This window comes from Clostridium taeniosporum, from assembly GCF_001735765.2.
In the GTDB taxonomy this organism is placed as follows: Bacteria; Bacillota; Clostridia; order Clostridiales; family Clostridiaceae; genus Clostridium; species Clostridium taeniosporum.
Map to the genome: position 1 here is coordinate 915716 of NZ_CP017253.2, position 21811 is coordinate 937526.

A 21811-nucleotide genomic window follows, 5' to 3' on the forward strand; every position below is an offset into this window, starting at 1 on the left:
GAAAGTAAAAGCTATATTATAAGAAAGTTTTTAAGACTTTCAACACAAAATTTTAAATTTTAATTATTAACTAAAATAATGCGATTCAGCTACTTTTGTTGTAGAAATTTATATATAAAAGAGGAGATAGACTATGGACTTAAGCAAAAGATTAAATTGGATATTAGAATATGTAGATGAATGTGATATAGTAATGGATGTAGGAACTGATCATGGTTATATACCAATTTATCTAGTAAAAAATAAAATAGTAAAAAAAGCAATTGCAAGTGATATAAATAAAGATCCACTTAAAAAAGCTAAATTAAATGCTTCTTTAGATGGAGTTGTAGATAGAATTGATTTACGTTTAGGGGGAGGACTTTCTCCATTAAAAAATAATGAGGCACAAGGAATAATAATTGCTGGAATGGGAGGAAATTTAATTAGAGATATTTTAGAAAAAGATATTAATAAAGTTAAAAATTTAGATTATTTAATTTTACAACCAGCACAAAATCCAGAGGTGCTAAGAGAATACTTATATAATAATAATTATGAAATTTTAAAGGAAGATTTGTGTATTGATGAAGGACAATTTTACGAATTATTTAAAGTAAAATACAAGAGTGGTGAAAATACTAAATTAGATTCTATATTTTATGAAATAAGTCCTGTAATGTTAAAAGAAAATAATAAATTAATAAAAGAATATATAAATCATAAGATCAATAAAAATCATAAGATTTTGAATTTTATAAAAGAAGAAACTGAAAGTGCTAAATTAAGAAAAGAAGAACTTAAAAATAAAATAAAAGTTCTTGAAGATTTAGTAAAATAATAGTTAATAGATATAAAAATTATTTTAATTTAGGCACATGAAATAAAATAACAAGTCGAAAGCTATCATGAATATTTTTTATAAGACAAGGAGACAAAGTATTATCATAGTAGACCTATTATAGTATTTTGTTGACGCAGGATGAGGGAAAATATACTGGCAGGTGGATTTATTATTTTTTCGTTGTGTCTTATGTTGATATTCTAGTATAAAGTTGGTGAATTAAGGTTAGATATAGAATTTTAATGGCATTATACTATTGTACTAGAATATTAATAATAAAATATAAATAAGAAATATGGTGGAGGAATTTATATGGTTTTAGTAAAAGATTTGGCAAAAATTATAGAGGAAAAAGCTCCTAAATTTTTAAAAGAGGATTTTGATAATGTAGGATTAATGGTTGGGGACAAAAATAAAGAGGTAAATACGGTTTTATTGGCTTTAGATTGTACTAAAGAAGTTATAAAAGAAGCTGTAGAAAATAATGTTGATTTAATAATAACTCATCATCCATTAATTTTTAAGAAACCTAAAAGTATAATTAGTGGAGATTTATTAGGAGATAAAGTTATAGATTTGATAAAAAATGATATAAATTTATATTCATGTCATACTAATTTGGATTCTGCAAAAGGTGGAATTAATGATATGTTACTTGAATTATTAAATTTAAAACATAGTAAAATAATTGAAAGTTCTAGTATTAAGGGATTTGAAGATTGTGGATTAGGAAGAATTGTTGACTTAGAAGAAGTTATTGAATTAGATGAAATTATAAATAAACTTAAGAAAAGATTGAATATGAAAAATATGAGAGTTGTAAGAGGAGCTAAAAATATAAATAAATTAGCAGTAATAAATGGAAGCGGACAAGATTTTTTTTATACAGCTAAAGAATTAGGGGTAAATTGTATAATAACTGGTGACACAACATATCATTTTGCTTCTGATTTTAAGGAATATGGAATTAATATAATAGATGCAGGACATTTTTCAACTGAATGGTTAGCATTTATAAAAAGTTTAGAATTTTTAAAAAATAAATTTAAGGATATAAAATTTATAATTTCAGAAAAATGTGAAGACCCATATGATTTTATTTAATTAAGACACATTTCAATAAATAAATAGTTAGTATGATAGTTTATTTTATGAACTATCTCTTCTTTGGAGCTTAATAATAGTACAACTATTAGCACAACCTAAGTCATTATATTTCACAAAACATCAGTCACATATTTGAAAGGTTATTTATTTTCATATGCCTAAATTAAGTAATGTCTGCATATATTAATTAAGAAAGCAATTTATAGGTGGATATTATGGGAGACGATAATAATAAAAGTTTTAAACATATGTGTAAAAATATTAGAAGATGCTTTAGAGGTGGAAGAAGAGGAGGAGGTTGGTTCCCATTTTTTTCAGGCCCTTGTCCTTGGTACTTTTGTCCTAAGGTTGTAGTAGGTGGAATGATACTTTTAGCACTACTTTTATGTGGAGTTAATATTTATGGTGTATTAATAATAATTTTATTGATATTATTATTTGTTCTAGTGTAAATTAGAGAAAAATAGAAAAATAATTATTTATTTCAATAATTACTAAAAAAATATTAAATTTTTATTTGTAAAATATAAATAACTATGTTATTATATATCTTGCGAGCAAAACGTGCAATTGCTGCTGGGCTTGACCCAGGAGAGGAAAGTCGGGGCTCCATAGGGCAGGGTGCTGGATAACGTCCAGTCAAGGCGACTTGAAGGATAGTGCAACAGAGATATACCGCCTAAGTTTACTTAGGTAAGGGTGGAAAGGCGAGGTAAGAGCTCACCAGCGTGGTGGTGACATCACGGCTATGTAAACCCCACTTGGAGCAAGACCGAATAGAGAGGCATTAAGGGATTGCCCGTCCCGCCTCCGGGTGTGTCGCTTGAGCTTATTGGCAACAATAAGCCTAGATAGATGATTGCTTAATACAGAACCCCGCTTACGGCTTGTCTCGTATCAATATAAAGAACACTAGGTTAATGTCTAGTGTTCTTTTTGTTATGTCATTAATTTTAATATTCCTAGGTTTGGCTCAAAATATATTAAATATGAATTTAGTTTGCAATAGATACCATATTTCTTTTTATAGTTATTTATAGTATCGTCTAAAAAATCTTCTGTTACTGCTAAAAATTCAGATAATTCATATTTATTTTTTACACCATAATTATAAGCACAAATCAGATCATTTAAAGTAATTATTTTTTCATTTGCCCACCTACGAGCTCTTAATTCTTGTTTTTTACTATTAAGATTATTATAATCAATTATATTTCCATAAGATGTTTCATGATGTCCTATTTCCTCAATTAAAATGCATTTACGCTCTGTATCGGTATTAATATCAGAATTTATAAGTATTTTATTGTTTTTATATAATCCTTTAAGATTAAATTTTAATTTTCTTTCTTTAATTTTTAACCCCTTATTTTGAGCATATATAAGTAAATCTTCATATGTCATTAGATTATTCATATATTTACCAATCCTCATCATTAAATAATACATCTATATAATCTTTTAATAATTTTACTTTTTTGGGAGTTAAATGTTTATCTTCTAAATGTGCTGCCACTGTATCTATTTGTTTTTGTTTTTCAATATCTACGTTTTTTATTATTTTTTCATCCTTAATATTAACTTTCTCCTCATTAAAAAAATCATTAACAGATATTTTGAGAGAGGAAGCTAATTTTTTGAGAGTTATCATTCTTGGATTTGAGGCTTTACCAGTTTCTATATCAGAAATTGTGCTTGGACCTACACCACTTAAATCAGATAAATCTTTCAATGTAAGCTTTTTCTCTATGCGTTTACTTTTTAAGAATTCGCCTATATAACTCATAAAAATCACCTCTTTATATTTAATCCGGTTTACAGAAATATAATATCACTTAATTTGGAAAAAGTAAACAAATATATACAGAAAACCGTAAAATAGGGAGAAAACAATTGAAAATAACATAATTTTACCGGTAAAACGTAAATTTTAAAACTTGTTTAATCGGAAAACCGAATATAAAATATGTTTATAGAGCAAGTTAATAAATTGAAAATTATTATAAATTTTAAAATATATATTATTTGAATCTATTAAGCTGATATAAAAAATAGCTTGATTATTCATAGAATTTTATTAGGGGGATTAATCAATGGTAGAATTACAAGAAACTAATATAGAAGAAATTATAGAGAAAGCTGTTAAGTATGCAATAAAGGAATATGATAAAGAACAAAAATCAGTAGATAAAAAGAAGGTTTTTCATAACACTAAATTATTGATGAAACATTATAATGATTTGAAAGCTCATATTATTTATTCAATAAGTGATATAAATGATATAACAAATACTGATAAAATTGAATTGGAAAAAGAAGAATATGACGAGCTGTATATATTGAGTATAAAACAAAGTAAGGTTAAAACATTAATAATGATTTCACATATAGATTCTTCATTAGAAGTACTTAAAAAAGAACAAAGAAAAAAAGGAGTTATAGAAAAGTATTTAGCACTAGAAAAGATTTTTATAGATGAAAAAACTTATGAAGAAGTAGCAGAAGAACTTAATTGTGGTGTTATTACTGTTAGAAGATGGGTAAAAGAAATGTTAGGAGAATTAGGAATATACTTATTTGGTGTAGAAGGAATAAAGATAAATTAAAGTGTTATGAAAAATAAATGAAAAAAAGATGTTATTTTAATGAAATAATAACCATGAGATAATGGTATTGTGGAAAAGTAAGAAAAAATAAAAAATAATTTTAATAGGTAAAGAACATGAAAAGGCATTTATATTAAAAATATAGGTGCTTTTATTATTAATAAAATAACATTAAGTATAAGGAAAAGAGATTTGAAAAATAGATGAAAAAAAGATGTTATTTTAATGAAATAATAACCATGAGATAATGGTATTGTGGAAAAGTAAGAAAAAATAAAAAATAATTTTAATAGATAAAGAACATGAAAAGGCATTTATATTAAAAATATAGGTGCTTTTATTATTAATAAAATAATATTAAGTATAAGGAAAAGGGATTTGAAAAATAAATGAAAAAAAGATGTTATTTTAATGAAATAATAACCGTGAGATAATGATATTGTGGAAAAATAAACAATGACATATGATTTTAGGTACCTAAAAATATATATAAATTTAAATAAGCACTTGAAAGGAGGTGATAATTTGAATGATAAGTAAATTAAATCTTGAAATAAAAAAAATGCTATCCAAAAATTTTCATGAAATAAATATATATGATGATATTGAGCAAGGTTTTAAGAAACCTTGTTTTTTTGTGCAAATATTATCTTCAAAACAAGTAAAAGAGTTAAATAGACGATATAAAGAAACTGTATATTTTGATGTAAATTATCTAAGTAATAAAGAAACAATTAATTTAGATTATTTTAATATGGCTGATGCTTTATATAAAACACTTGAGTATATAGAAGTTGATAATAAAAAGTACAGAATATCAAATAAAGAGTATGAAATATCAGATGGAGTATTACATTTTAAATTTCAAGTAAAGTTTAATCTATTAAAAACCATTGAAGAAGTAAATATGAATAAGATGGGAGTAGATATTGTTGGAAAGTAAATTTTCAAAAGAGCAGTTAGTAAATTCTAAACATTTTACAAGAAATGAAAAGGACATTTTAAATGCATTATTAGTTAAAGAAGATTATAGCATTAATGATGCAAAAGAATTAATAAACAAATTTTATAAGATGGAGGTTAAATAAAATGGCAGGTGGAACATGGGAAAAACAAAATAAAATAAGAGCAGGGGCTTATGTTAATTTTAAAAGTAGAAAAAATAATGAAAGTAGCAATAATGAAAGAGGGGTAATGGCGTTACCTTTAGTATTACCTTTTGCACCTGAAAAAACAATAGTAAAGATAAATAATGAAACAGATTTATTAGGATCTATAGGAATGGAATTAAATGAAGAAAGTATTTTAATGTTAAAAGAAGCATTAAAGAAAGCAAAAACAGTTTTATTATATAGACTTAATGAAGGCGTTAAAGCAACTAAAACATTAGGAGAGTTAACTGTAACATCTAAGTGGAGTGGAAGTAAAGGAAATGACATAAGAATACAAATTCAAACTAATGTAAATGATGAAAGTAAATTTGATGTAATTACATTTTTAGAAGATACAAAATTAGATACTCAAATTGTAAAAAATATTGATGAGTTAGAATCTAATGTTCTTGTAGATTTCAAAGGATCAGGTGCTCTTACCTTATCTGCTGGAGTGAAGTTAGAAGGTGGAGAAGATAAAGCTGTTACAGGAAAAGATTATATAGACTTTTTATCAGAATTAGAATTATTTGATTTTAATACTGTGGCAATACCTTATGATGATTTAAATACTAAAGTGGTTGTAAAAGAATTTGTTAAAAGATTAAGAGAATCAGAGGGAAGAAAAGTCCAAGCAGTATTACCAAATTTCTCAGAGGCAAATTATGAAGGGATTATATCTATAAAAAATGGTGTATATCTTAGAGATAATACTCATGTAACTAATATACAAGCAACAGCATATGCAGCAGCATTAACAGCAAGTGCAGGATATGCTGATTCTAATACTTATGCTTTATATGAAGGTGCAACTAATGTTGATGTTAGATATGCAGATAGCGAAATAAAAGAAATAATTAAAAAAGGTGAAATAGTGTTTATTAACAATAAGCAACAAGTTTTAATTGAACAAGATATTAATACATTAAAAACATTTACTGATGATAAAAAATCAGATTTTAGAAAGAACAGAGTTGTAAGAGTTTTAGATGGAATAAATGACAAAATAAAATCTAAATGGGAAGAAGCTTATATTGGTAAAGTAAGCAATAATGATGATGGAAGAAATTTATTTAAGAAAGATGTATTAAATATTTTAGAAACATTACAAGGACAAGGAGCATTAGAAAATGTAACAGTTGATGATATTGAAGTTTTAAAAGGAAAGTCTAATGATGCTATTGTTGTAAATGTTAATGCTCAACCAGTAGATAGCATGGAAAAAATATATATGACTGTATTTATATAATGAATGGAGGAAGATTAAATGAGTAATTTTTTAAATTTTAGTGATACTTTAAGTGGTACAGAAGCGAAAGGATTTATAACTATAAATGGTAGAAATGAGGAATTATTTTATGCTAAAAAGTTAGAATCAGATGCAGAAAAAACAAAAACAACTGGTAAAACTTTAGGAAGTAGAGTTGAACAAAATAAAGCAACAGGATGGAAAGGTACAGGAACTCTTACAATTTATTATGTTACATCTTTATTTAGAGAAATGATGATAAAGTATATTAAAACAGGAAAAGATGTTTATTTTGATATGACAGTTACTAATGAAGATAAGACATCTACAGTTGGAAAGCAAACAATTGTGTTAAAAAAATGTAATTTTGATAAAGTAAGTATGGCTATGTTTGATGTAGAAAGTGAAGTTTTAGAAGAAGAAATGGCCTTTACTTATGAAGATGTTGATTTATTAGACAAATTTGGAAAACCAGTAATTGGTTAATAGATAATTAAGGTTATAATGTACCTTACTCTGTTTTAGCAAAATACCATGATATATGTATAAGTAAATATGGACTGAACAATTAAACTTAGGAATACTAAAATGAATATAGTTCAATTTTAACTTGCTCTAAATATAAAATTGAGACAATTAGTAAATATAAAAATGTTCATTAAGAATTCTAAAAGTTAAATTACAATGTAACTTTACTAGGATATATATGGGCTAATGCTAAAACAGGGGTTATTTATGATTTTATTTTCTATTCGCGTGGTTTAAAACCACCGTCTTTAGACGGTATCAGCTTTTAGCCTTTTAAGAAATTATAAATGTGACCATACTAATTAAAAAGGATGTGATTAGTATGGAGGAATATAATAAAAGAAGTCATACGGTATATGATATAAAATATCATGTAATATGGGTAACAAAATATAGATATAAAGTATTAAATAAGCATATATCATCTAGATTAAGAGAATTAATAAGACAAGGCTGTGAAGCAAGGCAAATTACAATTGTTAGAGGAAGTATTGGAAAAGATCATGTGCATATGCTTTTGGGATGTTCTCCGAGCATCGCTCCCAGTAAAATTGTGCAATATTTGAAAGGTAGATCATCAAGATTAATACAAGATGAATTTCCAGAATTAAAAAAGAGATACTGGGGGCAGCATTTATGGGCACGAGGATACTTTTGTGCAACAGTTGGAAGTGTTACAGAAGAAACAATAAAAAGATATATAGAAAGTCAAGAACTTAATAATAACGAAAATATATTTAAGATAGAAGAATGAGTTTTAGTCAATGCTCTTTAGGTTGCTTTAGCTAATGTCCTTTCAGAAGGATTAATCCTTAAAGAGCATTGACTTTCAGTCTAAGGTATTTATACCTTAAATCCACCTACTTTAGTAGGTGAGTAGTTTAATAGTAAATATTAGTATAAAAACAAGAATGATTAGTGGAGGAATATAGAATAATGAATAATTTTGAAGATTTTTTAATGGATAATTTTGAGGATACACAAGAAATAGAAAGAGAAGTAACAATAGGTGGAAAGAAAAAGCTTATGAAATTTAGACCAATTTCTGCTGAAATGGGAGATAGAATAAGAAAGAAAAATAGAAAAACTAAATTAATAAAAGGTCAAAGAATAATGGAAACGGATCAAGATAAGTATATATCTGATTTAATAATTGAAACCACAACTTGTCCTGATCTAAAAAATTCAGAATTACAAGCTTCATGGGGAGTTCTTGGTGCAGAAGAGCTATTAAATGCTATGAAAGCTAAAATGAGAGATGGAGAATTTTCAGATTGGTCATCAATAGTTGGTGAAGTTAATGGTTACGACAAAAGCGTTAATGATTTAATTGAAGAAGCAAAAAACTAATTAAGGAGGGAGACGGTGAAGCTTCATATGCTCACTATGCCCTCCACAAATTAAAAATACTACCTCATGAGTTAATGAATTTATCTAGGCAAGAAAAAGCATTTATATATGCTTCAATAGATTTACATGTAGAAAAAGAAAAGAAAGAAGCAAATAGGATGAAAAGAAAGAGATAAAAAAGAAAGGAGGTAATATTATGGCATCAATGGTAGCTGGAATAGCAGCAATGGATAGTATAGTAAATCAACAAATAATACAACAAGTTCAACAACAAATATCATTGACAAATGTTTTACAAGTAAATATTCAAAAGGTAGCAGGTGAACAAGATAAATTAAATCAAAATGTGAATAAAAGTACATCTAGAATGGCTACGTTAGCAGCTAAAGCATCAGACTTATTTAAGAGCTTTTTTAATATAGATTCATTAAAAAAAGGAATAGAATCAGTTATAGGTGAAGCTAGTAAAATGCAAAATAAGATGATTTCTGTGCAAGGAATGCTTGGTAGTAAAGATGCAGGTACAGTTTATTTTAATCATCTGCAAAAACAAGCTAATGAATCAGGATTTTCATTTGATCAACTTAAAAATAATGCACAGTCTTTTATGGGAGTAACTAAGAATACAGAAAGCTTAGATAAACTAGCTAATTTGTCAGAACGTTTATCACTTGGAAATTCAGGAGCAGGTGATGCTATTAAAGATATGCTATCAGGAAAGGGAGATTCACTTAAAAGCAAATTTGGTTTTAGTAGTAATGATATAGGAATTTTACAAGCAAGTAAGGATTTAGATGATTTTACTTCAAAATTTGACACATTATTAAATGATAAGCATCTAGATTCTTCAATGTTAGATGAGTTTAATAATTCAGCCACAGCTCAATTTGATAATCTAAAAGAAAATTTTAATAGCAGTTTAGGTCAAGCAGGGCAAGGTGCATTAGAAGCACTTACTCCAGTTATGGAGATAATAAATGAAATGTTTTCAAATGGATCATTTCAGGGGTTCTTTGATGCAATATCAATAGGTCTTCAAGGTGTAATTAATTTAATATTTTGGATAGGAAATGCTATTCAAACATCATTACCAATAGTTTTACCTATAATATTAGGAATAATTGGGGCATTAGCTATATGGAGGGGTTGTCTTTTAGCTATAGCATTATATCAAGGAGTAGTTAATTTAGTACAAGGAATTTTTTCGGTAATTACAGGTCAAGCAACATTAGCACAATTAGGGCTAAATGCAGCGATGTATGGGTGTCCATTGGTATGGATAATTGCATTAATATTAGGTGTTATTATAGCAATAGGTGCACTTATTGCTTTTTGTGAGCCATTTAGAAAAGCATTTGCTGGAGCTTTTGAAAGCATAGCTAATGCATGTTCAAAAGCATTTGGAATAGTAGTTGATTGTATCCAAGGTGTATTGAATTGGATTATAGATAAGATTAATGATTTATTGCATGGAATTAATAATATAACTGGAACAGCAGCAAGTTTATGGGGAGGATCAGGAACAGATCTTCATATTGATAAAGTAGATTTAAGTGGGTTTAAACAAAATTGGCAAGATAAGATACAATCCGTTGGTAAAACTGGAGCAAATGCAATAGAAAATTTTAGTATTGATAACATTAAAGCTAAAATTAAAGGTGCTATGGGATTAGATGGAATAAAAAATAATGATAATATTTTAAACTCACATAATAAAGATAATATGAATGATATGTTTAATAAGTCTTTGCTAAATCAAGGTAATAATTCATTAGCAAACAATTCTGGTGGCATACCTAATTCTATGGGGGGAGGAAGTGAAGCTTTAACCTCTGCATTGGATAACACTAATATGGGACGAAATGTTGAATCAGGATCAGAATCACTTAAGGGTATAAATGACAGCGTAGAAGTTTCAAATGAGAATTTAGATTTAATGAATGATTTATCAGAAATTGAAAGTATTCAAAATTTCGTAACATTAACTCCAACTGTAAAAGTAACCACTGGAGATATTAAAGAAGAAGCGGATATAAATACAATTATATCTAGAATAGAATCATATATGGAAAATGAAATGATCAATAGTGCAGAGGGGCTGTATGCGTAATGAGTAAAAGGTATAAAATAAGATTAACTATAAATGAAGGAAAAGAAGGCTTTGTTTTGCCAGTTCTCCCTGAAGAGATTGAAATAAGTGACAGTGGAGATAACAAAACTCACAATGTAATAAATTTAGGTGAAGTTAATGTAATAAACATTCCAAAGCTAACTAAAATATCATTTAAAAGCTATTTTCCTAGAAATAAGGGGCCATATGTTAGTGATAGACATTTTTTTAGACCACATGAATATATGAATAGATTAAATAGATGGCGTCAAAATTTAGAAAAAGTAAGATTTATATTTATAGGTTCAGAATTTGAAATAAATGATTTATTTTCTATTGAAAATCTTAAATTTACTGAAAAAGGAGGGGAAGTAGGGGATATTTATTATTCCATAGAGTTAAAAAGATATAAATCTTATAATGCTAAAAGAGCAGTTGTAATGGAAACAAAAAATGGTGTTATTGTTGAAAATTATAATACAACAATTAGACCTAATGATAAAGTAAAATCTAATACTCATAAAGTAGTTAAAGGTGAATGTTTATGGCATATTGCCAAAAGATATTTAGGTGATGGAAATAGATATAAAGAGATAGCAGAACTAAATAATATATCAAATCCAAATTTAATATATCCTGGACAAGTTCTTAATATTCCATAAAGGAGGTTAATATGAATATAGAGTTATTAATTGATGATAAAAAAAGTAATATCTATAATATTAGTAATCTTGTAAAGCAAGTAACATGGAAGACAAAAAGAAAAGGAAGTCCTTCTAGCTTAGAAGTAACATTGTTAACAGATGAAACATTAGGTTTATCAAATGGAGATATCATAAGGTTTAGAGTGAATGGAGTTAACATATTTTATGGATATATATTCAAACACAGTGGTAATGAAGGAGAAGAAATAAAAGTAACAGCATATGATCAAATTAAATATTTAATGTATAATGATACATTTTCATATAGTAACTTAAAGGCTAGTGATATAGTAGAAAATATAATTTATAATCTAGGGCTGAAAAAAGGTATTATTGAAGACACAGGTTATATAATCCCTAGAGTTAATGAAAAAGATAAAAAATTATTAGATATTATTTATAAAGCATTAGAAAAAACTTTAGGTTCAACTAAAAGAACTTTTGTTTTATATGATGATTTTGGAAGCATTAATCTTAAAGATATAAATAATATGAGGCAGGAATTAATAATATCTGAAAATACTAATTTAGGTAAATACAATTGGAGCAAGTCAATTGAAGATAGTTATAATGCTATAAAGCTTGTTAGAAAAAGTGAGAAGTTAGGGCAAGGAGAAGTATATCCTATTGAAGATAAAGAAAATCTTTATAAATGGGGTAGACTTCAATTTTTTAAAACTGTTGATGATAAGTTGAATAAAGCACAAATAGATCAGATGCTTAAAGCTCACTTAGCATTAAAAAATAGAGAAAGTAAATCATTAAAACTTAAAGATGTTTTAGGAACTAATATTAAGTTAGAGTCAAAACTTAGAGGGGGATCTGGTGTTTGGGTTGATATAAAAAGGTATGGAATAAATCAAGTATATTTGATAGAAGAAGCTACACATAAATTTTCTAAAGATGGTCACGTAATGAATTTTGATTTAAAGGTGGTGTAGAGTTTGGCTAGTATGATAGAAATTATAAAACAGGCAAGTGTAAATGCAATTAATGCAGGAAATCCATTGGATATAGAGTTTGGAACAATAATAGATGATAACTTAACTGTTAGAATAGATCAGAAAAGAATATTACCTAAAGATTTTTTTGTTATTCCAGAAAGCTTAAGAAGATATGAGATAGATTTAAAACATTGTCATATAGGAACATCATCTGCTCTTGGTTCAATAGTTATTAGAGAAGGATTAAAAAAAGGAGATATTCTTGCACTTTTAACAATTGAAAAGGGAAGTAGATTTTTGATTCTTGATAAGGTGGGAATTTATGAGTAATTTTAGTGTATTACCTCAGGGAGGAATAATAAAAGATGTTGATACTATAAAAGAGGTAAAATATCCTGGTAAAACTTATAAGATTAAAGAAAATAGAATAATTGGGTTTTGTGATGAGATAGAAGCGCTTAAGCAGACAATATATTTTATATTAAATACCCAAAGATATGATTACTTAATATATCCTGATAATTATGGAAGCGAACTTAGAGAAACTATAGAGATGGATAAAGATATTGCAGAGAGTGAACTAAAACGTAGAATAAAAGAAGCATTAATTCAAGATGATAGAATTGAAAATGTAGATGAATTTATATTTGAATATAAAAAAGACAGTGTAATAGTAAAATTCACTGTCTTTTCTATTTATTCAAAATTATATGAAAGTGTGGTGATTTAAATTTGTTTGAAGTAAAAGAAGAGGATTTATTAAAAGAAATGTTAGATAAAATTCCTAATGATTTAGACAAAAGAGAGGGAAGTAGTTTAATTTACAATGCATTAGCTCCAGCAGCTCAAGAAATAGCAAGATTAAAATCTGATATGGATAGATTTTTAGAATATACTTTTGCTTCACCTAATATACCAGATGAATATTTAGATAAAAGATGTATTGAACATGGAATAGAAAGAAAGAAGGCAACATATGCAATAAAGCTTGGTATTTTTTATGATACAGAAGAAAATTTAATGGATATTCCATTGAAATCTAGATTTTCTATAGATAAAACTATTTATGTTGCAATAGAAAGAATTGAAAAAGGAAAGTATAAAATGCAATGTGAATCATTAGGGTCTAAAGGAAATTATCCAAGTGGAATTTTACTTCCTATTGAGTATATTGAAGATCTAGGAAAAGGAATTTTAGGTGAAACCATATTAGATGGTGTAGATATAGAAAGAAATGAAAGTTTATTTAATAGATTAATGGTAAAGTTAAGAACACCATCAACATCAGGAAATAAATATGATTATTTAAATTGGGCATTGAGTGTTAACGGAGTTGGAGATGCAAAAGTATTTCCAGAAACTAATCTAAAAGGTGAACATGAAAATGGTTGTGTGAAAGTTGTTATGGTAGATTCTAATAAACATAAGGCAAGTTCAAAATTAATAGAAGATGTATATCAGTACATTGAAAAAGTTAGACCAATAGGTGCTACAGTTAGTGTTGTTAGTGCTATAGAAAAAACAATAGATATAACTTCTAATATAAACTTAGTTAAAGGATATAATTTAGGAGTTGCACAACAAGAATTTGTTAATTCATTAGAAGAATATTTAAAAGGCATAAGCTTTAAAACAGATTATATTAGTATTGCAAGAATTGGAGAAATCCTTCTTAATATAAAAGGTGTATTGGATTATTCAGACTTACAAATAAATAATACAATTTCTAATGTAAAACTAGCTGATGAAGAAATAGCTAGTTTGGGAAATGTAAGTTTAGGAGTGATGTAATTGGATATAAGTAATTTTAATGAAAAGCTTAATAAAATTGAAGGAAACACATATGTTATTGAGGAAAAAATAAATTTAATTAATGGCATTTATGAAAATGAACTTGCTCATGACAATATTAATATTAACACCTTAAATATATATACAGGATCAAAGCTTACAGGAGATAAAATAGAAACTTATAGTACTTCAACACCAAGTCTCACTCCATGGAAAACTATAATTAAGATATTTTCTAAAGTAACACCTTTGTATATTTCTTATGAAACAGTTGGAGATCAAGTAGAAGCTGACGATATAAATAATTTACAAAATGCAGTAAATCTCACACAAGAAGAATTAAATAAAGAAATTACTAGAGCTACTACTAAAGAAAATAATATAGAGAAAAGCTTAAATACTGAAATAGGTAGAGCAAAAAAGGCTGAATCTATAGAAAGTGCTAGGGCAATTAAAAGAGAAAATGAAATAGAAAAAAATATTAATAGTGAAATTGAGCGTGCTAAAGCTTCTGAAAAGAATATAAGTGATAGTCTTGAAAGAGAGAACAAAAGAGCAAAAGATACTGAGAATAATATTATTAAGAATTTAGATATAGAATCCAATAGGGCTAAGAAAAGCGAAGAAGTATTAAACAATAATTTGAATTCAGAAATTAATCGTGCTAAAAATTCTGAAAAAGCTATAAGTGATAATCTTAATAATGAAGCTAAAAGAGCAAAAGCGAGTGAGAAGACATTAACAGAAAATTTAAATTCAGAAACTATAAGGGCAAATAATGCTGAGAAGAATATTATTAATAGCTTGAATAATGAAATTAATAGGTCTAAAAATATAGAAAATACCATTAATAATAATCTTATTAAAGAGGTTAAAAGAGCAACTGATTCTGAGAGTAAAATTATAAATAATTTAAATGCTGAGACCAAACGTGCTAAATTAGGAGAAAAAAACTTAAGTGATAATTTAGAAACAGAGGTAAATAGGGCAAAAAATGAAGAAAAGAAATTAGCTGATAATATTGATACTACTAATATTAATTTAAATAATGAGGTTAATAGAGCTAAAAAGACAGAAGCTATTATTAGTAATAATCTTAATGATGAAACAAGTAGAGCCAAGGCAACAGAAAAAGTTTTAACAGATAAACTTAGTATTACAAATGTTAATTTAGAGAATGAAGTTAAAAGATCAACTGAATCTGAAAAGGCGTTAAAAAATACTTTAAATTCTACAAATACTAAATTGTTAAATGAAGTAGATAGAGCTAAAGAGGCTGGGGGAATATTAACAAAAAACTTAAATAAAGAGATTAATCGTGCAAAAGAAGTTGAAACAAGTATTAATAGAAATTTAGATAAGGAAATTAACAGATCAAAGAGTGCTGAGAATGATATTACTAGTAAACTTAATCAGGAAATAAATAGAGCAAAAATTAAAGAAAATAATATAGAAGGAAATATTAATAATTACAAAACATCTAACAATGTTGAAATACAAAAGTTAAAAGAAAAAGATATAGATTTAGAAAAGAAAAAATCTAATATATCATATGTGAATTTAGAATTAAATAAAAGGTACACAAAAGATGAAACATTTAATAGGGAAGAAGTTCTTCAAAAGATCAAAGATGTTATAGGAACTGCTCCTGAAGCATTAGATACATTGCAAGAAATAGCAAAGGCTCTAAATAATGATTCTAATTTTGCAGGAACTATGACAAAACAATTATCAACTAAAGTGGATAAAATTAAAGGTAAACAACTAACAGATGAAAATTATACTCTAGAAGAAAAAAATAAGTTGGTAAAAATAGAAAATGAAGCTAATAAGTATGTGCATCCAGCTAATCATAGTGCAGATATTATAGTAGAAAATCCTAATAAAAGATTTACAAATGATACTGAAAAATCAAAAAATTTAGAGTCTTATAATAAAAAGCATGATCATAATAATAAATCTATATTAGATGGAATAACAAATAATTTAATAAATAACTGGAATGATGCGAGTACTCATACAAAAGATGCTGTTAGACATATTACTGGAGATGAAAGAAAGCTTTGGAATACAGTAGATGATAAGTTGGATAAATCTGGTGGAACTATGTCTGGTGATATAAACATGAGTAGTCATAAGATAGGTTTTAATAAGGGATCTAATGCAGGGACAAGTGGAATGGCTAATACTGATTATGGATATATTTATGGTGAACATAATAAAGATACAGAAACATCAAGATTAGTTATAGAAACTGGTGATAATGCGGATGATTCTGTAGTTATAAGAACTCGAAATATGAATCCACCAAAAGATATCTTCAAAGTTAATTACAACAATGCTTATCTTCATGATAAAGCTATATCAACTGAAGGACATAAACATAAGAAAAGTGATATAACAGATTTTCCAATCACAATGAAAGCTGAGGGTGGTAGGGCAGATTTTGCTAATAAACTCTCTAGTGCGATAGCTATTAATGACTATAATACATTTATACCATCTAAAGTAGCACAAGGTGCAGTAACTCCAATAAAATCTACAAGTAATGCTAAAGCTCCTTGGAATAATACAACAAGTGGTATTTTGATACAATCTAATGACATTAATAGTTGGCATGTTCTTATATTTAGAAGTGGTGGAGATGGCTGGGCATATAGAAGTTATTATGAAAATAAGTGGAATGAGTGGGTAATATTTAATGATAATAATTATAATACATTAAAAAATAAACCAACAAAATTAAGTCAGTTCACTAATGATAAAGGCTTTATAACTCAAAAAGATATAGATACATCACAAAACCACACACATAAGAATAAAAGTATTTTAGATACTATAAATCAAGATACTATAAATAAATGGAATACTGTTAGTAATAAAGCAGACAAAAATCATACACATGATGATAGGTACTATACAGAACATGAAATAGATCTAAAAGTAAATGATTTAAATAACAAAATTAACGGTAAAGCTAATACTAATCATAATCACGATTCAAGTTATATAAAAAAAGGTGCTTTAACTTGGAATCAGTTAAAGGGGGTATAGTATGTATGGATTGAATAATTATGGAGTTATTAAATATGCAGAACAGAAAATAAGTAGTGAAGAAGATATCAAGAAATATTTCATTAATTTAAGTAAATACGTACCTTCTTTTGTATCTAATATAAAAGAAATGAAGGCTATCTATAATGTTCAAGGAGCAGAAATAGGTGGATTTTTATATTATTTAAAAGATTTAATTAATCAAACATTTATAGATACTACAACATGGGGATTAATTTATTGGGAAAATCAGTATGGAATAGAAACTAATTTAAACAGTAGCTATGAAGAAAGAAGAGAGATAATAAAAGCTAAGAAAGCAGGCAATGGAACTACCACAAAAGATATGATTAAAAATGTTGCTGAAACATTTTCAGGTGGAGAAGTAAATATAATTGAAGACAATAAAAATTATTTCTTCACAGTACAATTTGTTGGAGTAAAAGGTATTCCTAAAAATATGCAGGCATTTAAAAACATGCTAGAAGATATAAAGCCAGCTCATCTTAGTTACCATATTAAATATACATTTACAATTTGGGATTTTATTAAAGAAAAAGAGATTAAATGGGATGATATTAAAAATAAATCATGGAATGAATTAAAAGTTTATGAATAGGAGATGAAGATAATATGAAACTAACAAGTAATTATAAATTAAAGAAACCAGATGGAAATGATGTTGTTAATATACAAGATCTTAATGATAATTCAGATAAAATTGATTTAGAGATTAAGAAAGTTAATTCGTCATTGAAAGATTGTACGAAAAATATAGATCAACTAAGTAATCCGAATTTGTTAATAAATAAAGAGTTTAAAATAAATCAAAGAAATCAGGAAATATATAATAAAGCTAATAATTATACAGTTGACAGATGGATATCTTTTTATAATCCTACAATAAAAGTAATAAATGATGGTATACAAATTAATAGCGGAACAGAAGGTAATGGAGGTATCAGACAATACTTTGAAGATAATTTTTTTAATAATTATGGTAATCAAGATATTACTTTAAGTATTAAAACAAGAAATATTAATGGTAATTGGTTATTAGGCTTATATATTTGGAATATTGAAACTGATAAAAATGTATTTGAACCACAGCCCAAAACTATAAATAGTAGTGGTGTACATTCAATAACATTTAAGTTACCAGAAAATATTAACACTTATAAGAGTAGAGTAACTTTTTTATTTTATTCACAAGAAAGAAATAAAATTTGTGAAGTTAATTATGCAAAACTAGAATTAGGTTCAGTAGCAACACCTTTTGTACCTAGAAGTTATGGTGAAGAATTAGCATTATGTCAAAGATATTACTTTAGAAATAGATGGTTTTCTACTAGAATAGCTAATTTCGGTTCAGGTATAATAACAACTCAATCTTATAGATATCCAGCAACAATGCGAATAACACCAACTGTAAGACCATTGATAGATAAACAAGTACAAGCTATAAGAACAATGGATTACTCTGTAAACATAGTAAATCCAAGTGTTGAACAAATAAAACCACGACAAAGTGGAATAATCAATGAAGAAATGATTGATTTTCAATTTGATTCTAATTTAGAAGTTAAAGATTATAATTTAGAAATTAAAGATTATGCTTATGAATTTGATTCAGAAATATATTAGGAGGCGTTTAAACATGGAAGAAAATAAAATAAAAGTTTATATAAAAGTAGATAAAAATAATTGCATAACTCAAATAGAAAGTTCTATATCTAATATAGATTTTATAAATTATATTTATATTGATGAGGGATATGGGCAAAAGTATGCTCATGCACAAAACTATTATTTAGACAAAAGTTTAATGGATATGCAAGGTAGATATAACTATAAATATGAAGATAATAAGGTTGTTGAACTTACTGATGAAGAAAAAGAAAAATTATATATAGGAGAAATTGAACAAAATGAAGAAATTAATTCTGACTTATTAGATTTAACTGAAATTGTGGTATCACAACAAAAACTAATAGATCAATTAACTATAGAAATAAAAACTATAAAGGGAAGTGAAAAGAATGATATATAAATATATGATAAAAGCATATTCTATTTTAGTTAGAGGTGGAAGAATGGTATTAGAGGTTGATAAGGATAATAGATTACCAGTAGTTCCAGATGATTATAAAATTTTAGTAGCAGAAGAATTAGCAAATGTTTCGCAATAGCAAAAAATCACGAAGAAAACTAAATTAAATATTAAAGCAATAGATCAGGACTTTTTTATAAGTCTTCTTTTATTGCTTATTTTTACAAAATAGAGGTGTTTTATGGATGAATTAATGAAAATGGCCCTAAGTCAAGGATTAGGATATGCGTTATTTGTTTTTTTATTATTGTATGTTCTTAAGACAACTGGAAATAGGGAAAATAAATATCAAAATTTACTTGATACATTAGCAGAAAAGTTTAATGTTGTTGAAGATATAAAAGAAGATGTAAAAGAAATTAAAATTAAAATTGAAAAATAGAAAGAAGGATTAAAAATGAAAGGTAAGGAATTAATAGAAAGACTTAAAAATTCAGGAACAATTATAACTTTAGTATCACTTGTAATTTTAGTACTTACTACTAATGGAGTTTTAGTGGATAATGAAAAAGTTATGACTACGGTACAAGCAATTTGTAGTATAGGTGTTATATTAGGTATCTTAAACAATCCAGAAACAGATGGTGTTGATTTACCATTTGTATCTAATAAAGAAAATAAGAAATAATATTAATTTTAGGTAGCGTTTTTAGCTAACTTTTTTATATTAATAATAAGAAAGGATGAGTTTTTATGAAAATTGGATTAAGAGCAGGGCATAGTCCTAATTGTTTAGGAGCAATAGGAATTGTAAATGAATATGAACAAATGAAGAAATATTATGAAGCAGTAAAGAGTGTTTTAGAACAATATGGTCACACTGTTATAGATTGCAACAGTAATGCAAGTACGGAAAATGCAGAACTTTCAGAAGGTGTAAATAAAGCTAACAGTAATAATGTAGACTTTTTTGCAAGTTTACACATGAATTATTATAATGGACAAGCGCATGGAACAGAAGTGTTAGTAAGTTCTACCTCGAGTAAAGCTTATCCTTATGCACAAAGGCTGGTACAGAACTTTAGTGAACTTGGCTTTTATAATAGAGGAGTAAAATTTAGAATATTATATGAAATGAATCATGTAAAAGCACCAAATATAATTTCTGAGATTTGTTTTTGTGATAGCAAAAAGGATATAGATATTTATAATAAGTACAGTTGGGAGCAGTTAGCACATGTATTTTGTAATGCTATTGATAGTAATATTCCTAAGACTGTTAACTCTAGAACAACAGGATATGTTGTAACAAATTATTTACCTAATGGATATAAAGGAGATAATAGTTTTATAGGAGTAGATTTAGAATATGTTCTAAGTTATTTTCATGGAGTTAGATGTTATGCTAAAGCTGATTCTAAAGGTATATGGATAGAAACACAAGTATTACCTATAAGCAAATGTGAAGAATTAAAAGCCCAATTAGGTACTTGGTTTTATACACTTAAATCATTTTGAGTTTTTATAAGAATAAGTTTAAGTTAATATAATATAGGAATTAATGATATTATTTGAAAAATTAAAGATGTATTTACAATAACAATATAATATAGCCATGCATATAATATTATAACATTAGACTATAATTTTTACTGCTTATTATATAAGTTATAGGAGGATATAATATGAATAACATGTATTATAAAGAAGAAACAGATACTAATGAAGAAGTAACTACTGAGGAAAATGTAACTGAGGAATCAAATGTAATTAATGAAGAAGAAGCTAAAAACTCAGATACAGATAATGAAACGGTTGATGAGATAGATAATGAAATAGATATGATTGCTGAAGAAGATAATGAAGATGATAATGAAGAAGAAGATAAAAAAAGATGGCACTTTGGAAAACCTGTAGATCTTTCAGCAAACTGCAGTTTAGAAATGCATATTAATCCTGAAAATAAAATGATTTATGTATGTCCAGGAAAAGCACAATATTTTATAGCTAGTTCATCAAAATGTTGTGGACCAATTAGAGTTAAATATCTAAGTCATAATTGTAATAGAAGATGCAAGAAAATATGTGGATGCCTTGGAACGTATTTTGTTTTTAATTCAGGAATAGTTATAATTCCTAAAAAAAGATTACGCCCTGGTGCTATAGATGTTTTACCATTCCTAGCATATGATGGATGTAACTATTATAAATTTGAGGCAATATTTACTTATTCTCCATGTGAATGCTGTAAATGTTGTAAAGGATCTAGAAGATAATCTTTTTAATAAATTTAAATATATTTAATGTAAAATGAATTATATCTGAATGATTTTTTTATCATTCA

General features: G+C 26.6%; 27 protein-coding genes and 1 other RNA gene. 26 read left to right on the forward strand and 2 right to left on the reverse strand.

Translation table 11 applies throughout. The features are described 5' to 3' along the window. The first annotated feature begins 133 nt into the window (after nucleotides 1-133). The 4 genes from BGI42_RS04390 to rnpB all read left to right on the forward strand — a co-directional run bounded on the left by BGI42_RS04390 (nucleotide 134) and on the right by rnpB (nucleotide 2829). Nucleotides 134-820 carry a tRNA (adenine(22)-N(1))-methyltransferase gene (locus tag BGI42_RS04390; protein ID WP_069679156.1) on the forward strand — a complete coding sequence of 229 codons (687 nt, stop codon included), beginning with the start codon at nucleotides 134-136 and terminating at the stop codon, nucleotides 818-820. Nucleotides 821-1135: 315 nt separating this feature from the next. Continuing rightward, entirely contained in the window at nucleotides 1136-1927 is a 792-nt protein-coding gene (locus tag BGI42_RS04395) for a Nif3-like dinuclear metal center hexameric protein (RefSeq protein WP_069679157.1), read from the forward strand. 218 nt (nucleotides 1928-2145) lie between these two features. Beyond that, nucleotides 2146-2382, forward strand: a complete 237-nt coding sequence (locus BGI42_RS04400; RefSeq protein WP_069679158.1) for a hypothetical protein — start codon at nucleotides 2146-2148, stop codon at nucleotides 2380-2382. Nucleotides 2383-2484: 102 nt separating this feature from the next. Continuing rightward, nucleotides 2485-2829, forward strand: an RNA gene (gene rnpB / locus BGI42_RS04405) — RNase P RNA component class A. Nucleotides 2830-2869: 40 nt separating this feature from the next. Here rnpB and BGI42_RS04410 read toward each other — a convergent pair. Both BGI42_RS04410 and BGI42_RS04415 read right to left on the reverse strand, forming a co-directional pair. Further along, nucleotides 2870-3346, reverse strand: a complete 477-nt coding sequence (locus BGI42_RS04410; RefSeq protein ID WP_242984747.1) for an ImmA/IrrE family metallo-endopeptidase — start codon at nucleotides 3344-3346, stop codon at nucleotides 2870-2872. A gap of 4 nt (nucleotides 3347-3350) precedes the next feature. Beyond that, a complete protein-coding gene (locus BGI42_RS04415; RefSeq protein WP_069679159.1) occupies nucleotides 3351-3716 on the reverse strand; it encodes a helix-turn-helix domain-containing protein in 366 nt (121 codons plus the stop codon). A gap of 307 nt (nucleotides 3717-4023) precedes the next feature. On the opposite strand from BGI42_RS04415, the gene BGI42_RS04420 reads away from it, so the two are divergent. The 22 genes from BGI42_RS04420 to BGI42_RS04515 all read left to right on the forward strand — a co-directional run bounded on the left by BGI42_RS04420 (nucleotide 4024) and on the right by BGI42_RS04515 (nucleotide 21743). Then, nucleotides 4024-4536, forward strand: coding sequence for an RNA polymerase sigma factor (locus BGI42_RS04420; protein WP_069679160.1), 513 nt, complete (start codon nucleotides 4024-4026; stop codon nucleotides 4534-4536). Between the two features lie 529 nt (nucleotides 4537-5065). Beyond that, entirely contained in the window at nucleotides 5066-5479 is a 414-nt protein-coding gene (locus BGI42_RS04425; protein ID WP_069679161.1) for a phage tail terminator family protein, read from the forward strand. Further along, entirely contained in the window at nucleotides 5469-5624 is a 156-nt protein-coding gene (locus BGI42_RS16160) for a hypothetical protein (protein WP_192875385.1), read from the forward strand. The genes BGI42_RS04425 and BGI42_RS16160 overlap by 11 nt, the downstream gene beginning before the upstream one ends. 1 nt (nucleotide 5625) lies before the next feature. After that, nucleotides 5626-6936, forward strand: a complete 1311-nt coding sequence (locus BGI42_RS04430) for a phage tail sheath family protein (RefSeq protein WP_069679162.1) — start codon at nucleotides 5626-5628, stop codon at nucleotides 6934-6936. Between the two features lie 18 nt (nucleotides 6937-6954). Next, nucleotides 6955-7422, forward strand: a complete 468-nt coding sequence (locus BGI42_RS04435; protein ID WP_069679163.1) for a phage tail tube protein — start codon at nucleotides 6955-6957, stop codon at nucleotides 7420-7422. A 364-nt stretch (nucleotides 7423-7786) separates the two neighbouring features. Then, the gene (tnpA, locus tag BGI42_RS04440; protein ID WP_069679164.1) at nucleotides 7787-8218 is read left to right on the forward strand and encodes an IS200/IS605 family transposase; all 432 of its coding nucleotides are present in this window, start codon (nucleotides 7787-7789) and stop codon (nucleotides 8216-8218) included. Between the two features lie 182 nt (nucleotides 8219-8400). Beyond that, nucleotides 8401-8814: a phage tail assembly chaperone gene (locus BGI42_RS04445; RefSeq protein WP_069679165.1), complete on the forward strand. Its 414-nt coding sequence runs from the start codon at nucleotides 8401-8403 to the stop codon at nucleotides 8812-8814. A 196-nt stretch (nucleotides 8815-9010) separates the two neighbouring features. Then, on the forward strand, nucleotides 9011-10924 hold the full coding sequence (locus BGI42_RS04450; RefSeq protein ID WP_069679166.1) for a phage tail family protein: 1914 nt from the start codon (nucleotides 9011-9013) through the stop codon (nucleotides 10922-10924). Next, nucleotides 10924-11586, forward strand: coding sequence for a LysM peptidoglycan-binding domain-containing protein (locus tag BGI42_RS04455; RefSeq protein ID WP_069679167.1), 663 nt, complete (start codon nucleotides 10924-10926; stop codon nucleotides 11584-11586). The genes BGI42_RS04450 and BGI42_RS04455 overlap by 1 nt, the downstream gene beginning before the upstream one ends. An 11-nt stretch (nucleotides 11587-11597) precedes the next feature. Beyond that, nucleotides 11598-12569 carry an XkdQ/YqbQ family protein gene (locus BGI42_RS04460; RefSeq protein WP_069679168.1) on the forward strand — a complete coding sequence of 324 codons (972 nt, stop codon included), beginning with the start codon at nucleotides 11598-11600 and terminating at the stop codon, nucleotides 12567-12569. A gap of 3 nt (nucleotides 12570-12572) precedes the next feature. Further along, nucleotides 12573-12902 (forward strand): DUF2577 domain-containing protein, encoded by a 330-nt coding sequence (locus BGI42_RS04465; RefSeq protein WP_084023839.1) that lies wholly within the window; start codon nucleotides 12573-12575, stop codon nucleotides 12900-12902. After that, nucleotides 12895-13302 carry a DUF2634 domain-containing protein gene (locus tag BGI42_RS04470; RefSeq protein ID WP_069679169.1) on the forward strand — a complete coding sequence of 136 codons (408 nt, stop codon included), beginning with the start codon at nucleotides 12895-12897 and terminating at the stop codon, nucleotides 13300-13302. The genes BGI42_RS04465 and BGI42_RS04470 overlap by 8 nt, the downstream gene beginning before the upstream one ends. Before the next feature lie 2 nt (nucleotides 13303-13304). Beyond that, entirely contained in the window at nucleotides 13305-14363 is a 1059-nt protein-coding gene (locus tag BGI42_RS04475) for a baseplate J/gp47 family protein (protein ID WP_069679170.1), read from the forward strand. Then, nucleotides 14364-17417: a coiled-coil domain-containing protein gene (locus BGI42_RS16165; RefSeq protein WP_069679171.1), complete on the forward strand. Its 3054-nt coding sequence runs from the start codon at nucleotides 14364-14366 to the stop codon at nucleotides 17415-17417. It begins immediately after the preceding gene. 1 nt (nucleotide 17418) lies between these two features. Beyond that, nucleotides 17419-18036 (forward strand): YmfQ family protein, encoded by a 618-nt coding sequence (locus BGI42_RS04485; RefSeq protein WP_069679172.1) that lies wholly within the window; start codon nucleotides 17419-17421, stop codon nucleotides 18034-18036. 14 nt (nucleotides 18037-18050) lie between these two features. Beyond that, nucleotides 18051-19061 carry a hypothetical protein gene (locus tag BGI42_RS04490; RefSeq protein WP_069679173.1) on the forward strand — a complete coding sequence of 337 codons (1011 nt, stop codon included), beginning with the start codon at nucleotides 18051-18053 and terminating at the stop codon, nucleotides 19059-19061. 13 nt (nucleotides 19062-19074) lie between these two features. Continuing rightward, entirely contained in the window at nucleotides 19075-19467 is a 393-nt protein-coding gene (locus tag BGI42_RS04495; protein ID WP_069679174.1) for a hypothetical protein, read from the forward strand. Next, nucleotides 19457-19606 (forward strand): CD1375 family protein, encoded by a 150-nt coding sequence (locus BGI42_RS16170; RefSeq protein WP_192875386.1) that lies wholly within the window; start codon nucleotides 19457-19459, stop codon nucleotides 19604-19606. Before BGI42_RS04495 ends, BGI42_RS16170 begins: the two co-directional genes overlap by 11 nt. Nucleotides 19607-19708: 102 nt before the next feature. Beyond that, nucleotides 19709-19909 carry a BhlA/UviB family holin-like peptide gene (locus BGI42_RS04500; protein WP_069679175.1) on the forward strand — a complete coding sequence of 67 codons (201 nt, stop codon included), beginning with the start codon at nucleotides 19709-19711 and terminating at the stop codon, nucleotides 19907-19909. 15 nt (nucleotides 19910-19924) lie between these two features. Further along, nucleotides 19925-20155, forward strand: a complete 231-nt coding sequence (locus BGI42_RS04505) for a hypothetical protein (RefSeq protein ID WP_069679176.1) — start codon at nucleotides 19925-19927, stop codon at nucleotides 20153-20155. A gap of 65 nt (nucleotides 20156-20220) precedes the next feature. Then, nucleotides 20221-20985: an N-acetylmuramoyl-L-alanine amidase gene (locus BGI42_RS04510; RefSeq protein WP_069679177.1), complete on the forward strand. Its 765-nt coding sequence runs from the start codon at nucleotides 20221-20223 to the stop codon at nucleotides 20983-20985. A gap of 167 nt (nucleotides 20986-21152) precedes the next feature. Next, a complete protein-coding gene (locus BGI42_RS04515; protein WP_069679178.1) occupies nucleotides 21153-21743 on the forward strand; it encodes a hypothetical protein in 591 nt (196 codons plus the stop codon). Nucleotides 21744-21811 lie beyond the last annotated feature (68 nt).